This window comes from Pseudomonas sp. Q11, assembly GCF_024494355.1.
Classification (GTDB): Bacteria; Pseudomonadota; Gammaproteobacteria; order Pseudomonadales; family Pseudomonadaceae; genus Aquipseudomonas; species Aquipseudomonas hefeiensis.
The window spans coordinates 61330-76099 of the sequence record NZ_JAKNQY010000022.1 but is presented as its reverse complement, the minus strand read 5'-3'; the positions used below and the strand labels follow the sequence as shown (position 1 = coordinate 76099).

16 protein-coding genes are annotated in these 14770 nt (G+C 61.9%); 11 read left to right on the top strand and 5 right to left on the bottom strand.

Going from position 1 to position 14770, the window contains the following annotated elements; translation table 11 throughout:
- Nucleotides 1-145 precede the first annotated feature (145 nt).
- A complete protein-coding gene (locus MA884_RS20965; RefSeq protein WP_256232312.1) occupies nucleotides 146-1051 on the top strand; it encodes an alpha/beta hydrolase in 906 nt (301 codons plus the stop codon).
- Complete coding sequence (locus tag MA884_RS20960) at nucleotides 1048-1377, top strand: hypothetical protein (RefSeq protein ID WP_256232311.1); 330 nt, start codon at nucleotides 1048-1050, stop codon at nucleotides 1375-1377. Before MA884_RS20965 ends, MA884_RS20960 begins: the two co-directional genes overlap by 4 nt.
- A 208-nt stretch (nucleotides 1378-1585) precedes the next feature.
- Here the strand turns inward: MA884_RS20960 and MA884_RS20955 are convergent, their stop codons facing one another.
- The 3 genes from MA884_RS20955 to MA884_RS20945 form a co-directional block, all read right to left on the bottom strand.
- Nucleotides 1586-2374: an OmpA family protein gene (locus MA884_RS20955; RefSeq protein WP_256232335.1), complete on the bottom strand. Its 789-nt coding sequence runs from the start codon at nucleotides 2372-2374 to the stop codon at nucleotides 1586-1588.
- A 51-nt stretch (nucleotides 2375-2425) separates the two neighbouring features.
- The gene (locus MA884_RS20950) at nucleotides 2426-2839 is read right to left on the bottom strand and encodes a DUF4398 domain-containing protein (RefSeq protein WP_095974827.1); all 414 of its coding nucleotides are present in this window, start codon (nucleotides 2837-2839) and stop codon (nucleotides 2426-2428) included.
- A gap of 368 nt (nucleotides 2840-3207) precedes the next feature.
- Complete coding sequence (locus MA884_RS20945; RefSeq protein WP_256232310.1) at nucleotides 3208-3552, bottom strand: pilin assembly protein; 345 nt, start codon at nucleotides 3550-3552, stop codon at nucleotides 3208-3210.
- A gap of 189 nt (nucleotides 3553-3741) precedes the next feature.
- Between MA884_RS20945 and ppc the strand changes: the two genes are divergently transcribed.
- The 7 genes from ppc to MA884_RS20910 all read left to right on the top strand — a co-directional run bounded on the left by ppc (nucleotide 3742) and on the right by MA884_RS20910 (nucleotide 11181).
- Nucleotides 3742-6372 carry a phosphoenolpyruvate carboxylase gene (ppc, locus tag MA884_RS20940; protein WP_256232309.1) on the top strand — a complete coding sequence of 877 codons (2631 nt, stop codon included), beginning with the start codon at nucleotides 3742-3744 and terminating at the stop codon, nucleotides 6370-6372.
- Between the two features lie 291 nt (nucleotides 6373-6663).
- On the top strand, nucleotides 6664-7314 hold the full coding sequence (adk, locus tag MA884_RS20935; RefSeq protein ID WP_256232308.1) for an adenylate kinase: 651 nt from the start codon (nucleotides 6664-6666) through the stop codon (nucleotides 7312-7314).
- A gap of 93 nt (nucleotides 7315-7407) precedes the next feature.
- A complete protein-coding gene (tsaB, locus tag MA884_RS20930; RefSeq protein ID WP_256232307.1) occupies nucleotides 7408-8085 on the top strand; it encodes a tRNA (adenosine(37)-N6)-threonylcarbamoyltransferase complex dimerization subunit type 1 TsaB in 678 nt (225 codons plus the stop codon).
- 357 nt (nucleotides 8086-8442) lie between these two features.
- Nucleotides 8443-8751 carry a hypothetical protein gene (locus MA884_RS20925; RefSeq protein ID WP_256232306.1) on the top strand — a complete coding sequence of 103 codons (309 nt, stop codon included), beginning with the start codon at nucleotides 8443-8445 and terminating at the stop codon, nucleotides 8749-8751.
- Nucleotides 8751-9611: a DUF72 domain-containing protein gene (locus MA884_RS20920; RefSeq protein ID WP_256232305.1), complete on the top strand. Its 861-nt coding sequence runs from the start codon at nucleotides 8751-8753 to the stop codon at nucleotides 9609-9611. The genes MA884_RS20925 and MA884_RS20920 overlap by 1 nt, the downstream gene beginning before the upstream one ends.
- A 33-nt stretch (nucleotides 9612-9644) precedes the next feature.
- Nucleotides 9645-10466, top strand: a complete 822-nt coding sequence (locus MA884_RS20915) for an oxaloacetate decarboxylase (RefSeq protein ID WP_256232304.1) — start codon at nucleotides 9645-9647, stop codon at nucleotides 10464-10466.
- A 16-nt stretch (nucleotides 10467-10482) separates the two neighbouring features.
- Nucleotides 10483-11181 carry an extensin family protein gene (locus tag MA884_RS20910; RefSeq protein WP_256232303.1) on the top strand — a complete coding sequence of 233 codons (699 nt, stop codon included), beginning with the start codon at nucleotides 10483-10485 and terminating at the stop codon, nucleotides 11179-11181.
- Between the two features lies 1 nt (nucleotide 11182).
- Here MA884_RS20910 and MA884_RS20905 read toward each other — a convergent pair whose 3' ends face one another.
- Nucleotides 11183-11803, bottom strand: a complete 621-nt coding sequence (locus tag MA884_RS20905) for an energy transducer TonB (RefSeq protein WP_256232301.1) — start codon at nucleotides 11801-11803, stop codon at nucleotides 11183-11185.
- 92 nt (nucleotides 11804-11895) lie between these two features.
- On the opposite strand from MA884_RS20905, the gene MA884_RS20900 reads away from it, so the two are divergent.
- Complete coding sequence (locus MA884_RS20900) at nucleotides 11896-12675, top strand: class I SAM-dependent methyltransferase (protein WP_256232299.1); 780 nt, start codon at nucleotides 11896-11898, stop codon at nucleotides 12673-12675.
- Nucleotides 12676-12925: 250 nt separating this feature from the next.
- On the opposite strand, the gene MA884_RS20895 is transcribed toward MA884_RS20900, so the two are convergent.
- Entirely contained in the window at nucleotides 12926-13570 is a 645-nt protein-coding gene (locus MA884_RS20895) for a TetR/AcrR family transcriptional regulator (RefSeq protein ID WP_256232297.1), read from the bottom strand.
- Between the two features lie 94 nt (nucleotides 13571-13664).
- Here MA884_RS20895 and MA884_RS20890 point away from each other — a divergent pair, with 94 nt between their 5' ends.
- Nucleotides 13665-14765 carry an efflux RND transporter periplasmic adaptor subunit gene (locus MA884_RS20890; protein WP_256232295.1) on the top strand — a complete coding sequence of 367 codons (1101 nt, stop codon included), beginning with the start codon at nucleotides 13665-13667 and terminating at the stop codon, nucleotides 14763-14765.
- Nucleotides 14766-14770: the final 5 nt, after the last annotated feature.

Genomic DNA, 14770 nt, shown 5'->3' with positions numbered 1-14770 from the left:
CAATGTGGTTGAAAATGTGGGAGCGAGCCTGCTCGCGATAGCGGTAGAACGGTCAGCATCCATGTTGACTGGAACATCGCAATCGCGAGCAGGCTCGCTCCCACAGGGGACGGTGTTTCATTTATTTTTTGCGAGGTTTCACCGGATGCGAACCCTCGGCATCTTATGCCTGCTGCTGACCCTGAGCGGTTGCAGTTCCCTGCTGTTCTACCCCGAACGCGGCCTGCCTTTTACCCCGGAACAGGCCAAGCTCGACTACCGCGACGTCACCCTGACCACCGCCGACGGTGTCAGGCTCCACGGCTGGTGGCTGCCGGTCAAACAAGGGGTGGAGGTCAAGGGCACCGTACTGCACTTGCACGGCAACGGCGGCAACCTGGCCTGGCATCTGGGGGGGAGCTGGTGGTTACCGGAGCAGGGCTACCAAGTGTTGATGGTGGATTACCGCGGTTACGGCCGGTCCGAAGGCGAGCCGAGCCTGCCGGCGATCTATCAGGACATCGACGCAGCATTCAAATGGCTCGACCAGGCGCCTCAGGTTCAAGGCAAGCCGCTGGTGTTGCTCGGCCAGAGCCTGGGTGGCGCGCTGGCGGTGCATTACCTGGCCGATCATCCCGAGCGTCAGCAGCAACTCAAGGCCCTGGTGCTCGATGGCGTGCCCGCCAGTTATCGCGATGTGGGGCGTTTCGCCCTGAGTACTTCATGGCTGACCTGGGCGTTGCAGGTGCCGCTGTCCTGGCTGGTGCCGGACGGTGACAGTGCAATCGGCTCGGTGGCGCAGCTGAAGGGCGTACCGAAATTGATCTACCACAGCCTCGATGATCCCATCGTGCCTCTTTCCAACGGCATCCGTCTGTATCAAGCTGCGCCGCCACCCCGGGTCCTGCAACTGACTCGCGGTGGACACGTGCAGACATTCGCCGACCCGGTCTGGCGGACGGTGATGCTGCGCTATCTCGACGACCCCTGGCACTTCGACGGTCTGCGCCGCCTGGGCGAGATCCCGAATTATCCGAAATCATCCGTTGAATCTTCAGAGAGCCCGCAATGAGCGAAGAACGTAACGCCATCCCCCTGGTCATCACCGGTATCTGCAGCATCCTCGGCACCGTCGCGGTGCTCTGGTACTACGGCTACCTGCACTTCGCCAAACCCGAGGATGCGTTGCTGCTCAACGAGTTCACGATGCTCAAGACCGTGCCGGGCGAAGATTACAAAGTCGCCCTGGAGCCTGCACCGCAAGTCGCCCAATGCATCGATGGCGTGCTGGTGCTGTTCGACACCGAACAGAAAGGCCTGACCGGCGTGCTGATCAATGAGAAGAAGCGTGCGGTGCGGTGCATGGGGCAGGAGACGCCGCAGAAGCTTGAGCCGTAGGCCATTTCAAGAACGCCACAATTTCCCCCTGTGGGAGCGAGCCTGCTCGCGATAGCGGCGGGTCAGCCAATGCAGATGCAACTGATCCACCGCTATCGCGAGCAGGCTCGCTCCCACAAGGTATGTGTTCAGCCCCGAAATAGTGTTTGGCATGAAAAAGCCCCGCCTGATCAAGTCAGGCGGGGCTTTTTCAGTTGCAGTCAGCCGATCAGTTGGCGCTCATGGTCGAGCGCGGGGCGACTGGCTGGTTGTCGTTGGAGATGGTCACCTCCACCCGACGGTTCATCGCACGGCCCGAGACGCTGGTGTTGTCCGCCACCGGGAATTCCTTGCCGTAACCCTGGGTCACGATGCGCGCCGGGTCGACGCCCATTTTCACCAGAGCCATTCGTACGGAGCTGGCGCGGCGCTCGGACAGCGACTGGTTGTAGGAATCCGAACCGGTGCTGTCGGTGTAGCCTTCGACAATCACCTTACGGTCGGGGTTTTCCTGGAGGAACTGCGCCAGCTTGTTCACGTTGACCAGGCCGCTGGAACGCAGATCGGACTTGTTGGTGGCGAACAGCACGTCACCGAAGGTCACCAGCGTACCGCGTTCGGTCTGCTTGGCGTTGAGGCTGTCTTGCAGTTGCTTGATCTGCGCGTTACGGGCTTCAAGAAGTGCACGGGCGCGTTCGTCACCGGCGTTTTTCAGCTCGGCTTCGGCGGTGCGCAGGGCGATGGTCTGCTTGGCCACTTCCACGCGCTGGTTGGTCAGGTAGGCCAGTTGGTCAACCTTGGCTTCGTCTTCCTTGTCCATGTAGGCCTTGTCGGCCTTGGCCAGGAAATCGGCGGCGTCCTTGGTTTCCAGGGCGGCAACTTTGGTCGCTGCCGGGTCGGCTTGCAGGCCGTTATAGTTGGTCCGGGCCTGTTCCAGATTCGCGTTCGGATCGGTGGAGCACGCGGCCAGCGATACGCAGGCGGCCAGCAGGGCGGGGATCATCAAATGTTTGTGCATCATAGTCTGTCGTCCTTTTATCAATGAGAAGTACGTCGTGGCGTGAACGGCTTACTGAACCTTGTTCATGCCTTCCTGACGCAGTTCCTGAACCCCTTTCTGGGAATCCTTGAGCGCCTGTTCGGCCTTGGCGGCCTGGGCCTTGCGCTCGGCGACGCGGGCGTCCCACTCGGCCTGCTCGGCCAGACGCTTGGCTTCTTCATAGTTCTTGTCGTGCATCGCGATCTCGGCCTGCTTGAGCTTGTCCTGGGCCGACTTCATTTCCACGGCGGCGAATTCGGTACCGCCGGCGCTGACGGCGCTGTTGACCGCCGATTGGGTCACTGCGTACTGCTCCGAAGGCGGGTTGCCGGCGCAACCGGCGAGAATGAAGCTGCTACCGATAGCCAGGGCAGCCAACTTCAGGCCGCGCAGGCCAGTGGACGAGGGTTTGGCAGTGCAGGTATTCATAGGCTTCAACTCCATTGGAAAACTCCTGAAAAAACTACAGATCCATGCTGGGACCGAAGCTGTGACGTCTGTTCCGGCGCTGGCGCCAGGGCGTGTTTATTTAAACGACCGTTCCAGTATGGTTACTCGGTGTGACCCGAGGCGTTTTTCAAAAGTTCAGCGAGGGATGGCCAATCGCCAAAAGAATTACTGACTGATTGGTCAACGCCAGAAAAGCTGAACTTTCAAGACGCGCAGCGGTATTCGCGGCCTGGGAGGCATGCGTTTTTTTGTGGGGGGGGGGGACGCGTGTAGGAACTGCCTAAGGCTGCGATCTTTCGCTTGAGGCTCAAGCGTCAGGGGAAAGATCGCAGCCTCGCTTCGCTCGACAGCTCCTACACGAATCAGTGCTTGGACTTGTCGTTCTGCGAGGAAAGTTGATGCAGATGACGCCGTGACAGCGCGAGAAAGCGCGGAGTCGGGCCGACGTCTTCGTAGAGCGGGTCACCCTCTTCATCGGTGGCCACCACTTGCGAACCCTTGATGTAGGGGAAGCTGGCTTCCAGTTCTTCCAGCGCCGCCCCGATCAATTCGCCGAGTAATTCCTCGGGCTGGCGCTTGGGGTACATGTCGCAGATCGCCGCCAGCCGTGCGGCCGCCTCCACGTCAAGATGAATGGTGTAGCCGGTCTGGGTCAGGCAACCCTTGGCGTTTTCTTCCCAATGCTGGGCGAGCTCACGGATTTTCATGATGGCCTCAATAGCCCGCGGATGGCAGGCGCGCAGAATGACAAGCCGTTGTGTGGCTTACTGTTGAGACTAGCTTTGTCCGACAAGGTTTAATGTCCCCTCGTCGCTTGTCATAAACGTCTTGCGTCGGCACTCTCTCTTGAGCGTCTAACCCAAGAGCTGTCCGGACCTTTTGCTGGAGAACTGCTGATGACCGATATCGATGCACGCTTGCGCGAGGATGTTCACTTACTCGGCGAGCTGTTGGGCAACACCATCCGCGAACAGTACGGGGATAAGTTTCTCGACAAGATCGAGCAGATCCGCAAGGGCGCCAAGGCCGATCGACGCGGCTCCATGGACGCCGAACTCAGCGCCAGCCTCAACCAGTTGGGCGAGGACGAACTGCTGCCGGTAGCGCGGGCGTTCAACCAGTTTCTCAACCTGGCCAACATCGCCGAGCAATACCAACTTATTCACCGGCGCGAAGAGTCCAGGCCCGCACCGTTCGAGACGCGGGTGCTGCCTGAACTGCTCGCGCGATTGCGGTCCGAAGGCCATGGCGCTGAGGCCCTGGCGCGGCAATTGGGACGGCTGGAAATCGAGCTGGTGCTCACCGCCCACCCCACGGAAGTGGCCCGGCGCACGCTGATCCAGAAGTACGACGCCATCGCCGCGCAATTGGCGGCCCAGGACCACCGCGATCTCACCAGCGCCGAGCGCGCGCAGATCCACGAGCGCCTGCAACGGCTGATCGCCGAAGCCTGGCACACCGAAGAAATACGCCGCACCCGGCCGACCCCGGTGGACGAGGCCAAGTGGGGCTTTGCGGTGATCGAGCATTCGCTGTGGCAGGCCATTCCCAACTACCTGCGCAAGGCCGATCAGGCCCTGCACGCCGCCACCGGCTTGCGCCTGCCGCTGGAGGCGGCACCGATCCGTTTTGCCTCGTGGATGGGCGGCGACCGGGACGGCAATCCGAATGTCACCGCCGCCGTGACCCGCGAAGTGCTGTTGCTGGCGCGGTGGATGGCGGCGGACCTGTACCTGCGTGACGTCGATCACCTGGCCGCCGAGCTGTCCATGCAAAAGGCCAGCGAGGCTCTGCGCGCCCAGGCCGGTGACAGCGCTGAACCCTACCGTGCCGTTCTCAAGCAATTGCGCGAACGTCTGCGCGCCACGCGCAATTGGGCTCACACCTCGTTGACCGCCCCCACACCGGCTTGCGCCGAGGTGCTGCAAAACAACCGCGAACTGCTGGACCCGCTGGAGCTTTGCTACCAGTCCCTGCACGAGTGCGGCATGGGCGTGATCGCCGACGGGCCGCTGCTCGACTGCTTGCGCCGGGCGGTGACGTTCGGGTTGTTCCTGGTGCGGCTCGATGTACGCCAGGACTCCACGCGCCACAGCGCAGCCATGACTGAAATCACTGACTACCTGGGCCTGGGCCGCTATGAGGACTGGAGCGAGGAGCAGCGCATCAGCTTTCTGCTGGAGGAGCTGAACAACCGGCGTCCGCTGCTACCCGCTCATTTCAAACCGTCGGCCGATACGGCGGAAGTCCTGGCCACGTGCCGGGAAGTGGCTGCGGCGCCGGCGGCATCCCTGGGTTCTTACGTGATCTCCATGGCCGGTGCGGCTTCCGATGTGCTGGCCGTGCAGTTGCTGTTGAAAGAGTCTGGTGTGTTGCGGCCCATGCGGGTGGTGCCGCTGTTCGAGACCCTGGCCGACCTGGACAACGCCGGGCCGGTGATCGAGCAATTATTGCTGCTGCCGGGCTATCGCTCGCGGCTGCAAGGGCCTCAGGAGGTGATGATCGGCTATTCCGATTCGGCCAAGGATGCTGGCACCACGGCAGCGGCCTGGGCGCAGTACCGGGCTCAGGAACGACTGGTGGACATTTGCCGCGAACAGCAAGTCGAACTGCTGTTGTTCCATGGCCGCGGAGGCACTGTTGGGCGTGGCGGAGGTCCGGCTCATGCGGCGATTCTGTCGCAACCGCCGGGCTCGGTGGCCGGGCGATTCCGCACCACTGAACAGGGTGAAATGATTCGTTTCAAATTTGGCCTGCCGGACATCGCCGAACAAAATCTCAATCTGTACCTGGCGGCGGTACTGGAAGCGACGCTCCTGCCACCGCCGCCGCCCACACCCCAGTGGCGTCACCTGATGGATGAACTGGCTGCCGACGGGGTCAAGGCTTACCGCGCCGTGGTGCGGGAAAATCCGCAATTCGTCGAGTATTTCCGCCAGTCCACACCGGAGCAGGAACTGGGCCGTCTGCCCTTGGGCAGCCGACCGGCCAAGCGCCGGGCCGGAGGCATCGAAAGCCTGCGGGCGATCCCCTGGATCTTCGGCTGGACCCAGACCCGCCTGATGCTGCCGGCCTGGCTCGGCTGGGAAACCGCCCTGGGCAAGGCACTGGAACGCGGCGAGGGCGAACTGCTGGGGCAGATGCGCGAGCAATGGCCGTTTTTCCGCACCCGCATCGACATGCTGGAGATGGTGCTGGCCAAGGCCGACGCGGACATTGCGTGCTCCTACGACGAGCGTTTGGTGGAGCCTGGGCTATTACCGTTGGGCGAGCATTTACGCGACCTATTGTCGCAGGCCTGTTCCGTGGTCCTGGGGTTGACCGGTCAGTCGCAGCTACTGGCACATAGCCCAGATACGCTGGAATTCATCCGCCTGCGCAATACCTACCTCGACCCGTTGCACCTGCTGCAGGCCGAACTGCTCGCCCGTTCGCGGCAGCAGGATGTTGCCCAGGGCAGCCCCGTAGAACAGGCGCTTCTGGTGTCTGTGGCGGGGATTGCCGCCGGTTTGCGCAACACCGGCTAAGGTTAAGCGGCGTACCGAAACGGCCCGTCCGGTGTCCCCCGGACGGGGGCCGGAAGGGGAGGCAGCAGGTCGGCCAGGCGACAGTTTGTTGTCCGGTTGCGACGATCGCTACCTCCTCCAAAGGTCGCGTCGGGCGCGGGTTCCTTCGACTTTCGGCGGCTTGTGTGGGTCGGGCCTGCTGTGTATCTTGATCAGCCTTTGGCCGTTTGGGCGGTCACGATCCTGTTTTTCCGAGATTGGCCCCACGAGGCGAATCCGAGCGTTTACATAAAAAAATTGAGGAGCACATCGATGCGCGTCATTCTGCTGGGAGCTCCCGGGGCCGGTAAAGGTACTCAGGCAAAGTTCATCACCGAAAAATTCGGTATCCCGCAAATCTCCACTGGCGACATGCTGCGTGCCGCGGTCAAGGCCGGCACCGAGCTGGGCGTCAAGGCCAAGAGCATCATGGATGCCGGCGGCCTGGTGTCGGATGACCTGATCATCGCGCTGGTCAAGGATCGCATCGCTCAAGCCGATTGCGCCAACGGCTTCTTGTTCGACGGTTTCCCGCGCACCATTCCGCAAGCCGAAGCCTTGGTCTCGGCCGGCGTGGAACTGGATCACGTTGTCGAAATCGCCGTCGACGACGAGGAGATCGTTCAACGCATTGCCGGTCGTCGTGTCCACGAGCCGTCCGGCCGTGTCTACCACACCGTCTATAATCCACCGAAGCTCGCCGGCAAGGACGACATCACTGGTGAAGCGCTGGTGCAACGCAAGGACGACACCGAAGAAACCGTGCGCCATCGCCTGTCGGTCTACCACTCCCAGACCAAGCCGCTGGTGGAGTTCTACCAGACGCTGTCCACCAAGTCCCAGGGCAAGCCCAAGTACAGCCACATCGCGGGCGTTGGTTCGGTTGAAGCGATCACCGGCAAGGTGCTTGAAGCATTGAGCTGAAAAGTCTGCTGTGCAGCAATAACAACGGCCCGCTTGCGGGCCGTTGTTGTTTATACTGGCGCACTTTTCCCCACCTGATTTACGGACACACCGATGAGCACCTTGCTGGCCCTGGATACCGCGACTGAAGCTTGCTCCGTTGCCTTGCTGCACGACGGCAAGGTCACGAGCCATTACGAGGTAATCCCGCGCTTGCACGCCCAGAAGCTGCTGCCGATGATCCAGCAATTGCTGCGTGATGCGGGCACCACCTTGCAGGCGGTGGATGCGATTGCCTTTGGTCGTGGACCGGGCGCGTTCACCGGCGTGCGCATTGCCATCGGCGTGGTGCAGGGGCTGGCGTTTGCCCTGGAGCGGCCGGTGTTGCCAGTGTCCAACCTGGCGGTACTCGCCCAGCGCGCCTTGCGTGAACAGGGCGTCAGTCAGGTTGCGGCGGCCATCGATGCGCGCATGGACGAGGTGTATTGGGGCTGTTACAGCGAGACCGACGGCGAGATGCGCCTGGTCGGCGCAGAGGCGGTGCTCCCCCCCGAAGCGGCGGCTTTGCCTGCCAACGCCAGCGGCGAATGGTTCGGCGCCGGCACCGGTTGGGGCTACGGCGAGCGGATTGCGGTCACCCTCAGCGGCCAGGACGCCTCGATGCTGCCCCATGCCGAAGACTTACTGACCCTGGCACGCTTTGCCTGGGAACGCGGCGAAGCCATCCCGGCCGACGATGCGCAACCGGTGTACTTGCGGGACAAGGTCGCAACGCCCAAATCCGAGCGCTAAACCCAGGCTTTGTGGGACAAGGTTGCAACGCCCAAATCCGAGCGCTAAACCCAGGCTTTGTGGGACAAGGTTGCAACACCCAAATCCGAGCGCTAAACCCAGGCTTTGTGGGAGCAAAGCTTGCTCGCGATACGGGCGCCTCGGTTCCCCGGCAGGCCGCATCATCTTCATCGCAGGCAATCCTTGCTCCCACAACGTCATTTGCTCCCTCAAAAGTCACGCCCAATGTTACCAGTCGTCATTTTTTCGGGCCGTTTTTAAACCTTTTTGACTTTATGTGCTCTAGTTATCACTTGCGCATTTGCGCGGCTGTGAAAGTGCCGCTAAATTGCCATCATTGATACCGAGCATTCTGTTATGCGTATAGACGGCGTTTCATCCCAGTCCTATCCCATCAAGCGCAGGCCTCGTGCCAGCAATGTCGCTGCGGATGAGTCCTTTGAGGACATCAATGGCGAACTGGAATTTCCGTCCGAAGAGCAACTGGCAGCCCGCGCTGCCAAAGCCTCGGCACAACGCCTGAGCAATCTTCCCGCCCGTCAGCAAGACATGCTGTATCACCGCGCCATGAGCCGCAGTGTATCCACGGCCCTGGCCAGCTACCTGAGCACTGCCGGTTTCGTCGATTGGGATATGGAAGTGCTGGGGCTCGACCTCTACATCTGATGGGGCTGCCTTACTACCTGGGCTGCCCGTCCTGGAGCGAAAACGCCTGGCGCGATTATCTTTATCCGCAAGACGCCAAAAGCTCTGATTTCCTGAAACTCTATTCTCAAGTGTTCAACGCCGTGGAAGGCAATACGACCTTCTACGCCAGCCCCTCTGCGGCCATCGTGCAGCGCTGGGCCGAGACCATGCCCGCGGAGTTTCGCTTCACCGCCAAGTTGCCCGGTGACATCAGCCACAATGGCGATTTGCGTGAGCACCTGACGGCCATCGAAACCTTCGTGCAATTGCTCAGCCCCCTGGGCGAACGGGTTTCACCGTTCTGGTTGCAGCTATCCAAGGCCTTTACCCCGAATCGACTGCCGGAGCTGGCGGGTTTCATCGACGCTTTTGAGCGCCCCTTGGCCGTTGAGGTCCGTCACGCTGACTTCTTTGCCAAGGGCGATGCCGAACGACAGCTCAATCGCCTGCTGCTTGATCGTGGCGTGGAACGCATCTGTCTGGATCCCCGGGCATTGTTCAGTTGCACCTCGACCGATCCTGCCGTGCTCCATGCCCAATCGAAAAAACCGCGCGTACCGCCCCGGCCGACAGCGTTCACCCACTGCCCGCAGGTGCGCTTCATCGGCCACCCGGAGCTGAAGGCCAACGAGCCGTTCCTGACGCCCTGGGTGGAGAAAATCGCCGGGTGGATCGAAGAAGGGCGCACGCCTTATATCTTTCTGCACACCGCCGACAACTTGCTGGCGGCTAAACTCGCGCAACACTTTCATAGCCGATTGATGAGCCGTTTGCCTGGCTTGCCGGCCCTGCCTGAGCTATACAGAGAGCCCGCCGCCGAGCAACTGGGTTTGCTCTGAGGCGAAAATTTCCTCTGCCAAGGAGCAATTTCCATGGATGCGCAAACCCGTCGAGCCCAGGCGTTCAAAGCCCTGCATGAACGCGAAGGCGCGTTCGTCATTCCCAACCCGTGGGACGCCGGTTCGGCAAAGATGCTTGCCAGCCTCGGCTTCGAAGCCCTGGCCACCACCAGTGCCGGTTACGCTTTTTCCCTGGGACGACCCGATGGTGCGGCGGGGCTGGATGACACCCTGGCCAATGTCCGGGCGATTGTGGCGGCCACTGACCTGCCGGTGGCGGTCGATCTGGAGAACGGCTTCGCCGATGCCCCCGAAGCGTGCGCCAGCAACCTGGTCCGCGCGGCGCAGGCCGGTGCGGTGGGTGGCTCGATCGAAGATGCCACGGGGCGCGCAGACAGCCCGATCTATGGCTTCGAGCAGGCTGTGGCGCGGGTAAAGGCCGCGGTCGACGCGGTGCGCGGTTTGCCGTATCCCTTTGTGCTGACCGCCCGGGCGGAAAACTTCCTCCACGGTAATCCCGATCTGGATGACACGATTCGCCGCCTGAAGGCCTTCGCCGACGCCGGTGCCGACGTGCTGTACGCGCCGGGGTTGAGCTCGGCCGAGCAGGTGCTGGCGGTGGTCCAGGCGGTGGCGCCGAAACCGGTGAATGTGTTGATGTCCGGGGCGCTGGACCTGACGGTCCCACAGTTGAGCGCAATGGGCGTCAAGCGCATCAGTGTCGGGTCCGCGCTGGCCCTGGCGGCGTATGGCGAGTTTTTCCGCGCCGCCGAGGAAATCCGCGAGCAGGGCTCGTTCACCTTCACTCGTCGTTCGATGCCCTTCAACCAGGCCAACCAGCTATTCAAGGGTTGAGGCCCGAGGCGTCGTCGTGCGGGTTTTGAAAGGTTTTACGCTATTGGTGCTGGTCGTTGGCGTCGCAGTGCTGGGGGTGTGGCGCGGCTGGCTGTCGGTGCCACCGCAGTGGAATCCCTGGGCGCCCCTGGACGTCAATACGCCGCCAAACCTGCTGACCCGTTACAAACTCATGGCCCTGCGCAACGATCCGCAACTGTGCGACCAGGCGCTCGCTACCTCGGGGCTGCGGGTCACTCGCCAGGCCGACAGCAGTCCCAAGGCCAGTTGCCCGCTGAGCAATGTGCTGAGGGTGCAGGGCGGCGAGGTGGCGTTGAGCAGCAGTTTCCTCGCCAGTTGCCCGCTGGCCGTTGCGTTCGCCTTATTTGAACGTCATGCGTTGCAGCCTGCGGCGCTGGCGACCTATGGGCAGAAAGTGATGCGGGTCGATCACCTGGGCAGTTTCGCCTGTCGCAACATGTACGGTCGTGAGAGCGGCGCGCGCAGCCAGCATGCCACGGCCAGTGCGCTGGATATCGCCGGGTTTCGCCTGGAGGACGGCCGCCAGGTAAGCGTGCTCAAGGACTGGCCAAAGGACAACAGCCACGCCCAATTCCTGCGACAGGTGCGCGACGGCGCCTGTGACATGTTCAGTGTGGTCTTGAGCCCGGATTACAACGCGGCGCACCGTAACCATTTTCATCTGGATGTCGGGCCGTGGTGGATTTGCCGTTGACTCAGGCGGCGATGCGCAGGTTCTGCAGCACGATCGGGCGTGCCCAGCGGGTATCGAAGTCCAGTTGCTTCTGCTGTACCACCAGCTCCTCTTCCGGGAATGGTGGGAACGGCTTGTCCAGCAGGTCCAGTTCGAATTCGGCAATCGGCAGGTGCAGTGGACGTGGCTGAGGCGCTGGGCCCGGTTCTGGCAGCGGTTGGCCGGCGGCAAGAACCAGAGGGCGAACCCAGTTGCTTTCGAAGGTCTGTTGTTTTTGCTGGGTGGCGATTTCTTCCGGCGGGAACGGCGGGAAGGGTTTGTCCAGCAGGTCGAGTTCAAATTCAGCGATTGGCAGGAACAGCGGCTCAGGCGGTTTGACCGGGGTTTCTGTCACTTGGCAGTTGCGCTGGCTGACAATGTGCTCAAGCAATTCGGCGCCGAGGGTCGGTTCAACAGCCTCATCGAGGGCAACTGGCTGGTAGCTGCCAGGGGCCGGTGCGTTATCACCCAGTTGATCGGCCAGGGCCCGGGCAAAAAAATCCTGCCACAGGTGACTGACGCCGCTCAGGGCTTGGGTGTTGCGCAGGCTGTAATCGCCGTAAGGGGAGATGACGCCTATCGATGTGGATTGAATGTCTGACATTGTTCTCGGTCGACGCTCAGCTCTGGCAAAATGCCGTTCACCGTTGTTATCGGCCGTTTTTGCCGATCCTTAATTTTTTGGGCGTGTTTTCCATGAGTGATCAACCCGCGGCCTGCCGCATCCATGTCGAGGCTCTGGCCCCGGCCTTCCAGCCGCAGGCCGAGCACTGGGCACAGCGCCTTGGCCTGCCATTGCAGGACGATGGCGAGTTTGCCTTGCAGGTCGGCGAGCATGGGTTGCAATTGCAGCAACTGGGGCTGGACGCGCCGGGGCCGGTGCGGGTGGACTTCGTCGAAGGCGGCGCGGCTCATCGCCGTTTGTACGGCGGCGGCAGCGGCCAGATGATCGCCAAGGCCGTTGGTGTCGCCCAGGGCGTCCGTCCGCGTGTGCTGGATGCCACGGCCGGGTTGGGCAAGGATGCGTTTGTGCTGGCCAGCCTGGGCTGTGAAATGAGCCTGATCGAGCGCCAGCCGCTGATTGGCGCATTGCTTGAGGATGGTCTGGCGCGAGGCGCGGAGGATTTCGACGTGGCGCCGATCATGGCCCGCATGCGTTTGCTCAAGGGCAACTCCATTGAGGTGATGCGCAACTGGCAAGATGAGCCGCCCCAGGTGATCTACCTTGACCCGATGTTCCCTCATCGTGAGAAAACGGCCCTGGTGAAGAAAGAGATGCGCCTGTTCCGGCCGCTGGTGGGCGACGATCTGGACGCGCCGGCGCTGCTGGCTGCGGCCCTGGCCCTGGCGACTCACCGGGTCGTGGTCAAGCGTCCGCGCAAGGCACCGTGTATCGAAGGGCCAAAACCCAGTCACGGGCTTGAGGGTAAATCCAGTCGCTACGACATCTATCCCAAGAAGGCGCTCAAGGCCTGAGACCGTGTCGCCTGCATCGCGAGCAGGCTCGCTCCCACAGGGGCGGTGGTGGGCGCAGATTCTGTGAACAACCTCGATCAAACTGTGGGAGCGGGCTTGCTCGCGAAAGCGTTGGGTCAGTCGGTGAAGGTGTTGAATGTGCCGGCGTCTTCGCGAGCAAGCCCGCTCTCACAGGATTTGATGAGCACCACAGATCCAATGTGGGAGCGAGCCTGCTCGCGATGAGGCCCGCCCAGTCGGCGAGAATCTATCAGGTGATCTGCGGCCGATAAGCCCGTATGAACAACCCCACCACTTCCTCGACATGAGCCTCGGCCGCTGCGGCTTCCAACGGCGCGCCGCAGCCATACAACAAGCGGAAATTCGCCGCGCCCTTGATCAGGCAGAAGAAGTGTTCCGCCGCATTGCGCGGTTTGTCGATGCTCAGGGCGCCGCTCTGGTTGACCTTGGTCAGCAGCCTTTCCATGCCTGAGAGCATCCGTTGCGGCCCGGCTTCGAAGAAGATCGTCGACAGCTGCGGGTCCTGGCTGCCCAAGGCCATGATCAACCGATGCAGGTTCACCGATTCGTCGCTGTTGATCAGTTGGTGGAAACCACGGGCAATGTTCAACAGCACATGTTCGATCGGCACGCCGTCTGGCCATTCGAAGAAAAGCGGCGGCACTTGCTCTTCACACTTGGCCACCACGGCAGCGGAAAACAGTGTTTCCTTGTCGTTGAAGTGGCTGTAGACCGTCAGCTTCGACACGCCTGCCTCGGTGGCGACCGCGTCCATGCTGGTGTTGGCATACCCCAGGCTCACAAAGAGTTTTTTTGCCGCGTCGAGGATGGCCTGGCGCTTGGCCAGATCCTTCGGACGGCCTGGGCCGTTAGGAGGTGAAAGATTGTTCGACATTATTCGCTTTTAATACTGGACTGGTGAGTTTGCTATTAATAACATACTCGTCAGTATAATTATTCCAAGCACCATTAGCGAAAGGTCACTCGCCATGTTCCGCTATGCCTTGCCCCTCGCCCTGCCAGTGAGCCTGGTTTTTTTATTGTCTGCGTGTGGTCAGGACGAACCGGTGCCCCTTGCCGTGCGCCCCGCCATGGTGGTGCAGCCAGAGCCTTCGGGCCAGGCGACAGACAGTTATCCGGGTGAAGTCAGGGCGCGATTCGAGCCAGACCTGGCCTTTCGCATTGGCGGCAAAGTGAGCCGACGGCTGGTCGAAGAGGGCCAGCGGGTCAAGGCCAACCAGCCCCTGGCCGAGCTCGACCCCCAGGATGTGCGCCTGCAACTGGAAGCGACCCGCGCCCAGGTCGCTGCCGCCGAAGCCAACCTCAACCTGGTGCGCGCTGAACGTGATCGCTACAAAACCTTGATGGAACGGCAGATGGTCAGCCGCTCCCAGTACGACAACGCGGAAAACCTCTACCGCTCTGGCGCCGCGCGGCTCAAGCAGATCAAGGCTGAGTTCGATGTCGCCAGCAACCAGGCCAGTTACTCGGTGTTGCGTGCGCCCCAGGATGGCGTGGTGGCTCGGCGTTCCGTGGAGGTTGGGCAGGTGGTGTCGGCCGGTCAAACCGTATTCACCCTCGCCACCGACGGTGAGCGTGAAGTGCTGATCAGCTTGCCGGAGCAGGGCTTTGGCCGGTTCAAGATTGGCCAGCCGGTCTCGGTCGAGCTATGGAGCCAGCCTGATCAGCGTTTCAGCGGACGCATTCGCGAACTTTCGCCAGCCGCCGATCCCAGATCCCGTACCTTCGCCGCTCGCGTTGCCTTCACCGCTGGCAGTGTTCCCGCTGAGCTGGGCCAGAGTGCCCGAGTGTTTATCCAGACCGGCGACCAGGTGTCGCTGTCGGTGCCGCTGTCTGCACTCACCGCCGAGAACGGCGCCACTTACGTGTGGGTCGTCAACGGTAATAACACCCTGAAAAAAGCTCCCGTGCGCGTCGGCTCTTTTGGCGAAAAAACCGTTCCGGTACTTGAAGGGCTGAGCCCCAATGACTGGGTTGTCGCAGCCGGTGTGCATGTACTCCTCGACGGTCAGCAGGTGCGGCCGGTGGATCGCTCCAACCGCGTGGTCAATCTGGCGGCCAAGGAGTAATCCCC

Bases quoted from the DNA above. Each gene is read 5' to 3' on its own strand.
- MA884_RS20965 (WP_256232312.1), top strand. From the start codon at position 146: ATGCGAACCCTCGGCATCTTATGCCTGCTGCTGACCCTGAGCGGTTGC.
- MA884_RS20960 (WP_256232311.1), top strand. From the start codon at position 1,048: ATGAGCGAAGAACGTAACGCCATCCCCCTGGTCATCACCGGTATCTGC.
- MA884_RS20955 (WP_256232335.1), bottom strand. From the start codon at position 2,374: ATGCACAAACATTTGATGATCCCCGCCCTGCTGGCCGCCTGCGTATCG.
- MA884_RS20950 (WP_095974827.1), bottom strand. From the start codon at position 2,839: ATGGAGTTGAAGCCTATGAATACCTGCACTGCCAAACCCTCGTCCACT.
- MA884_RS20945 (WP_256232310.1), bottom strand. From the start codon at position 3,552: ATGAAAATCCGTGAGCTCGCCCAGCATTGGGAAGAAAACGCCAAGGGT.
- ppc (WP_256232309.1), top strand. From the start codon at position 3,742: ATGACCGATATCGATGCACGCTTGCGCGAGGATGTTCACTTACTCGGC.
- adk (WP_256232308.1), top strand. From the start codon at position 6,664: ATGCGCGTCATTCTGCTGGGAGCTCCCGGGGCCGGTAAAGGTACTCAG.
- tsaB (WP_256232307.1), top strand. From the start codon at position 7,408: ATGAGCACCTTGCTGGCCCTGGATACCGCGACTGAAGCTTGCTCCGTT.
- MA884_RS20925 (WP_256232306.1), top strand. From the start codon at position 8,443: ATGCGTATAGACGGCGTTTCATCCCAGTCCTATCCCATCAAGCGCAGG.
- MA884_RS20920 (WP_256232305.1), top strand. From the start codon at position 8,751: ATGGGGCTGCCTTACTACCTGGGCTGCCCGTCCTGGAGCGAAAACGCC.
- MA884_RS20915 (WP_256232304.1), top strand. From the start codon at position 9,645: ATGGATGCGCAAACCCGTCGAGCCCAGGCGTTCAAAGCCCTGCATGAA.
- MA884_RS20905 (WP_256232301.1), bottom strand. From the start codon at position 11,803: ATGTCAGACATTCAATCCACATCGATAGGCGTCATCTCCCCTTACGGC.
- MA884_RS20900 (WP_256232299.1), top strand. From the start codon at position 11,896: ATGAGTGATCAACCCGCGGCCTGCCGCATCCATGTCGAGGCTCTGGCC.
- MA884_RS20895 (WP_256232297.1), bottom strand. From the start codon at position 13,570: ATGTCGAACAATCTTTCACCTCCTAACGGCCCAGGCCGTCCGAAGGAT.
- MA884_RS20890 (WP_256232295.1), top strand. From the start codon at position 13,665: ATGTTCCGCTATGCCTTGCCCCTCGCCCTGCCAGTGAGCCTGGTTTTT.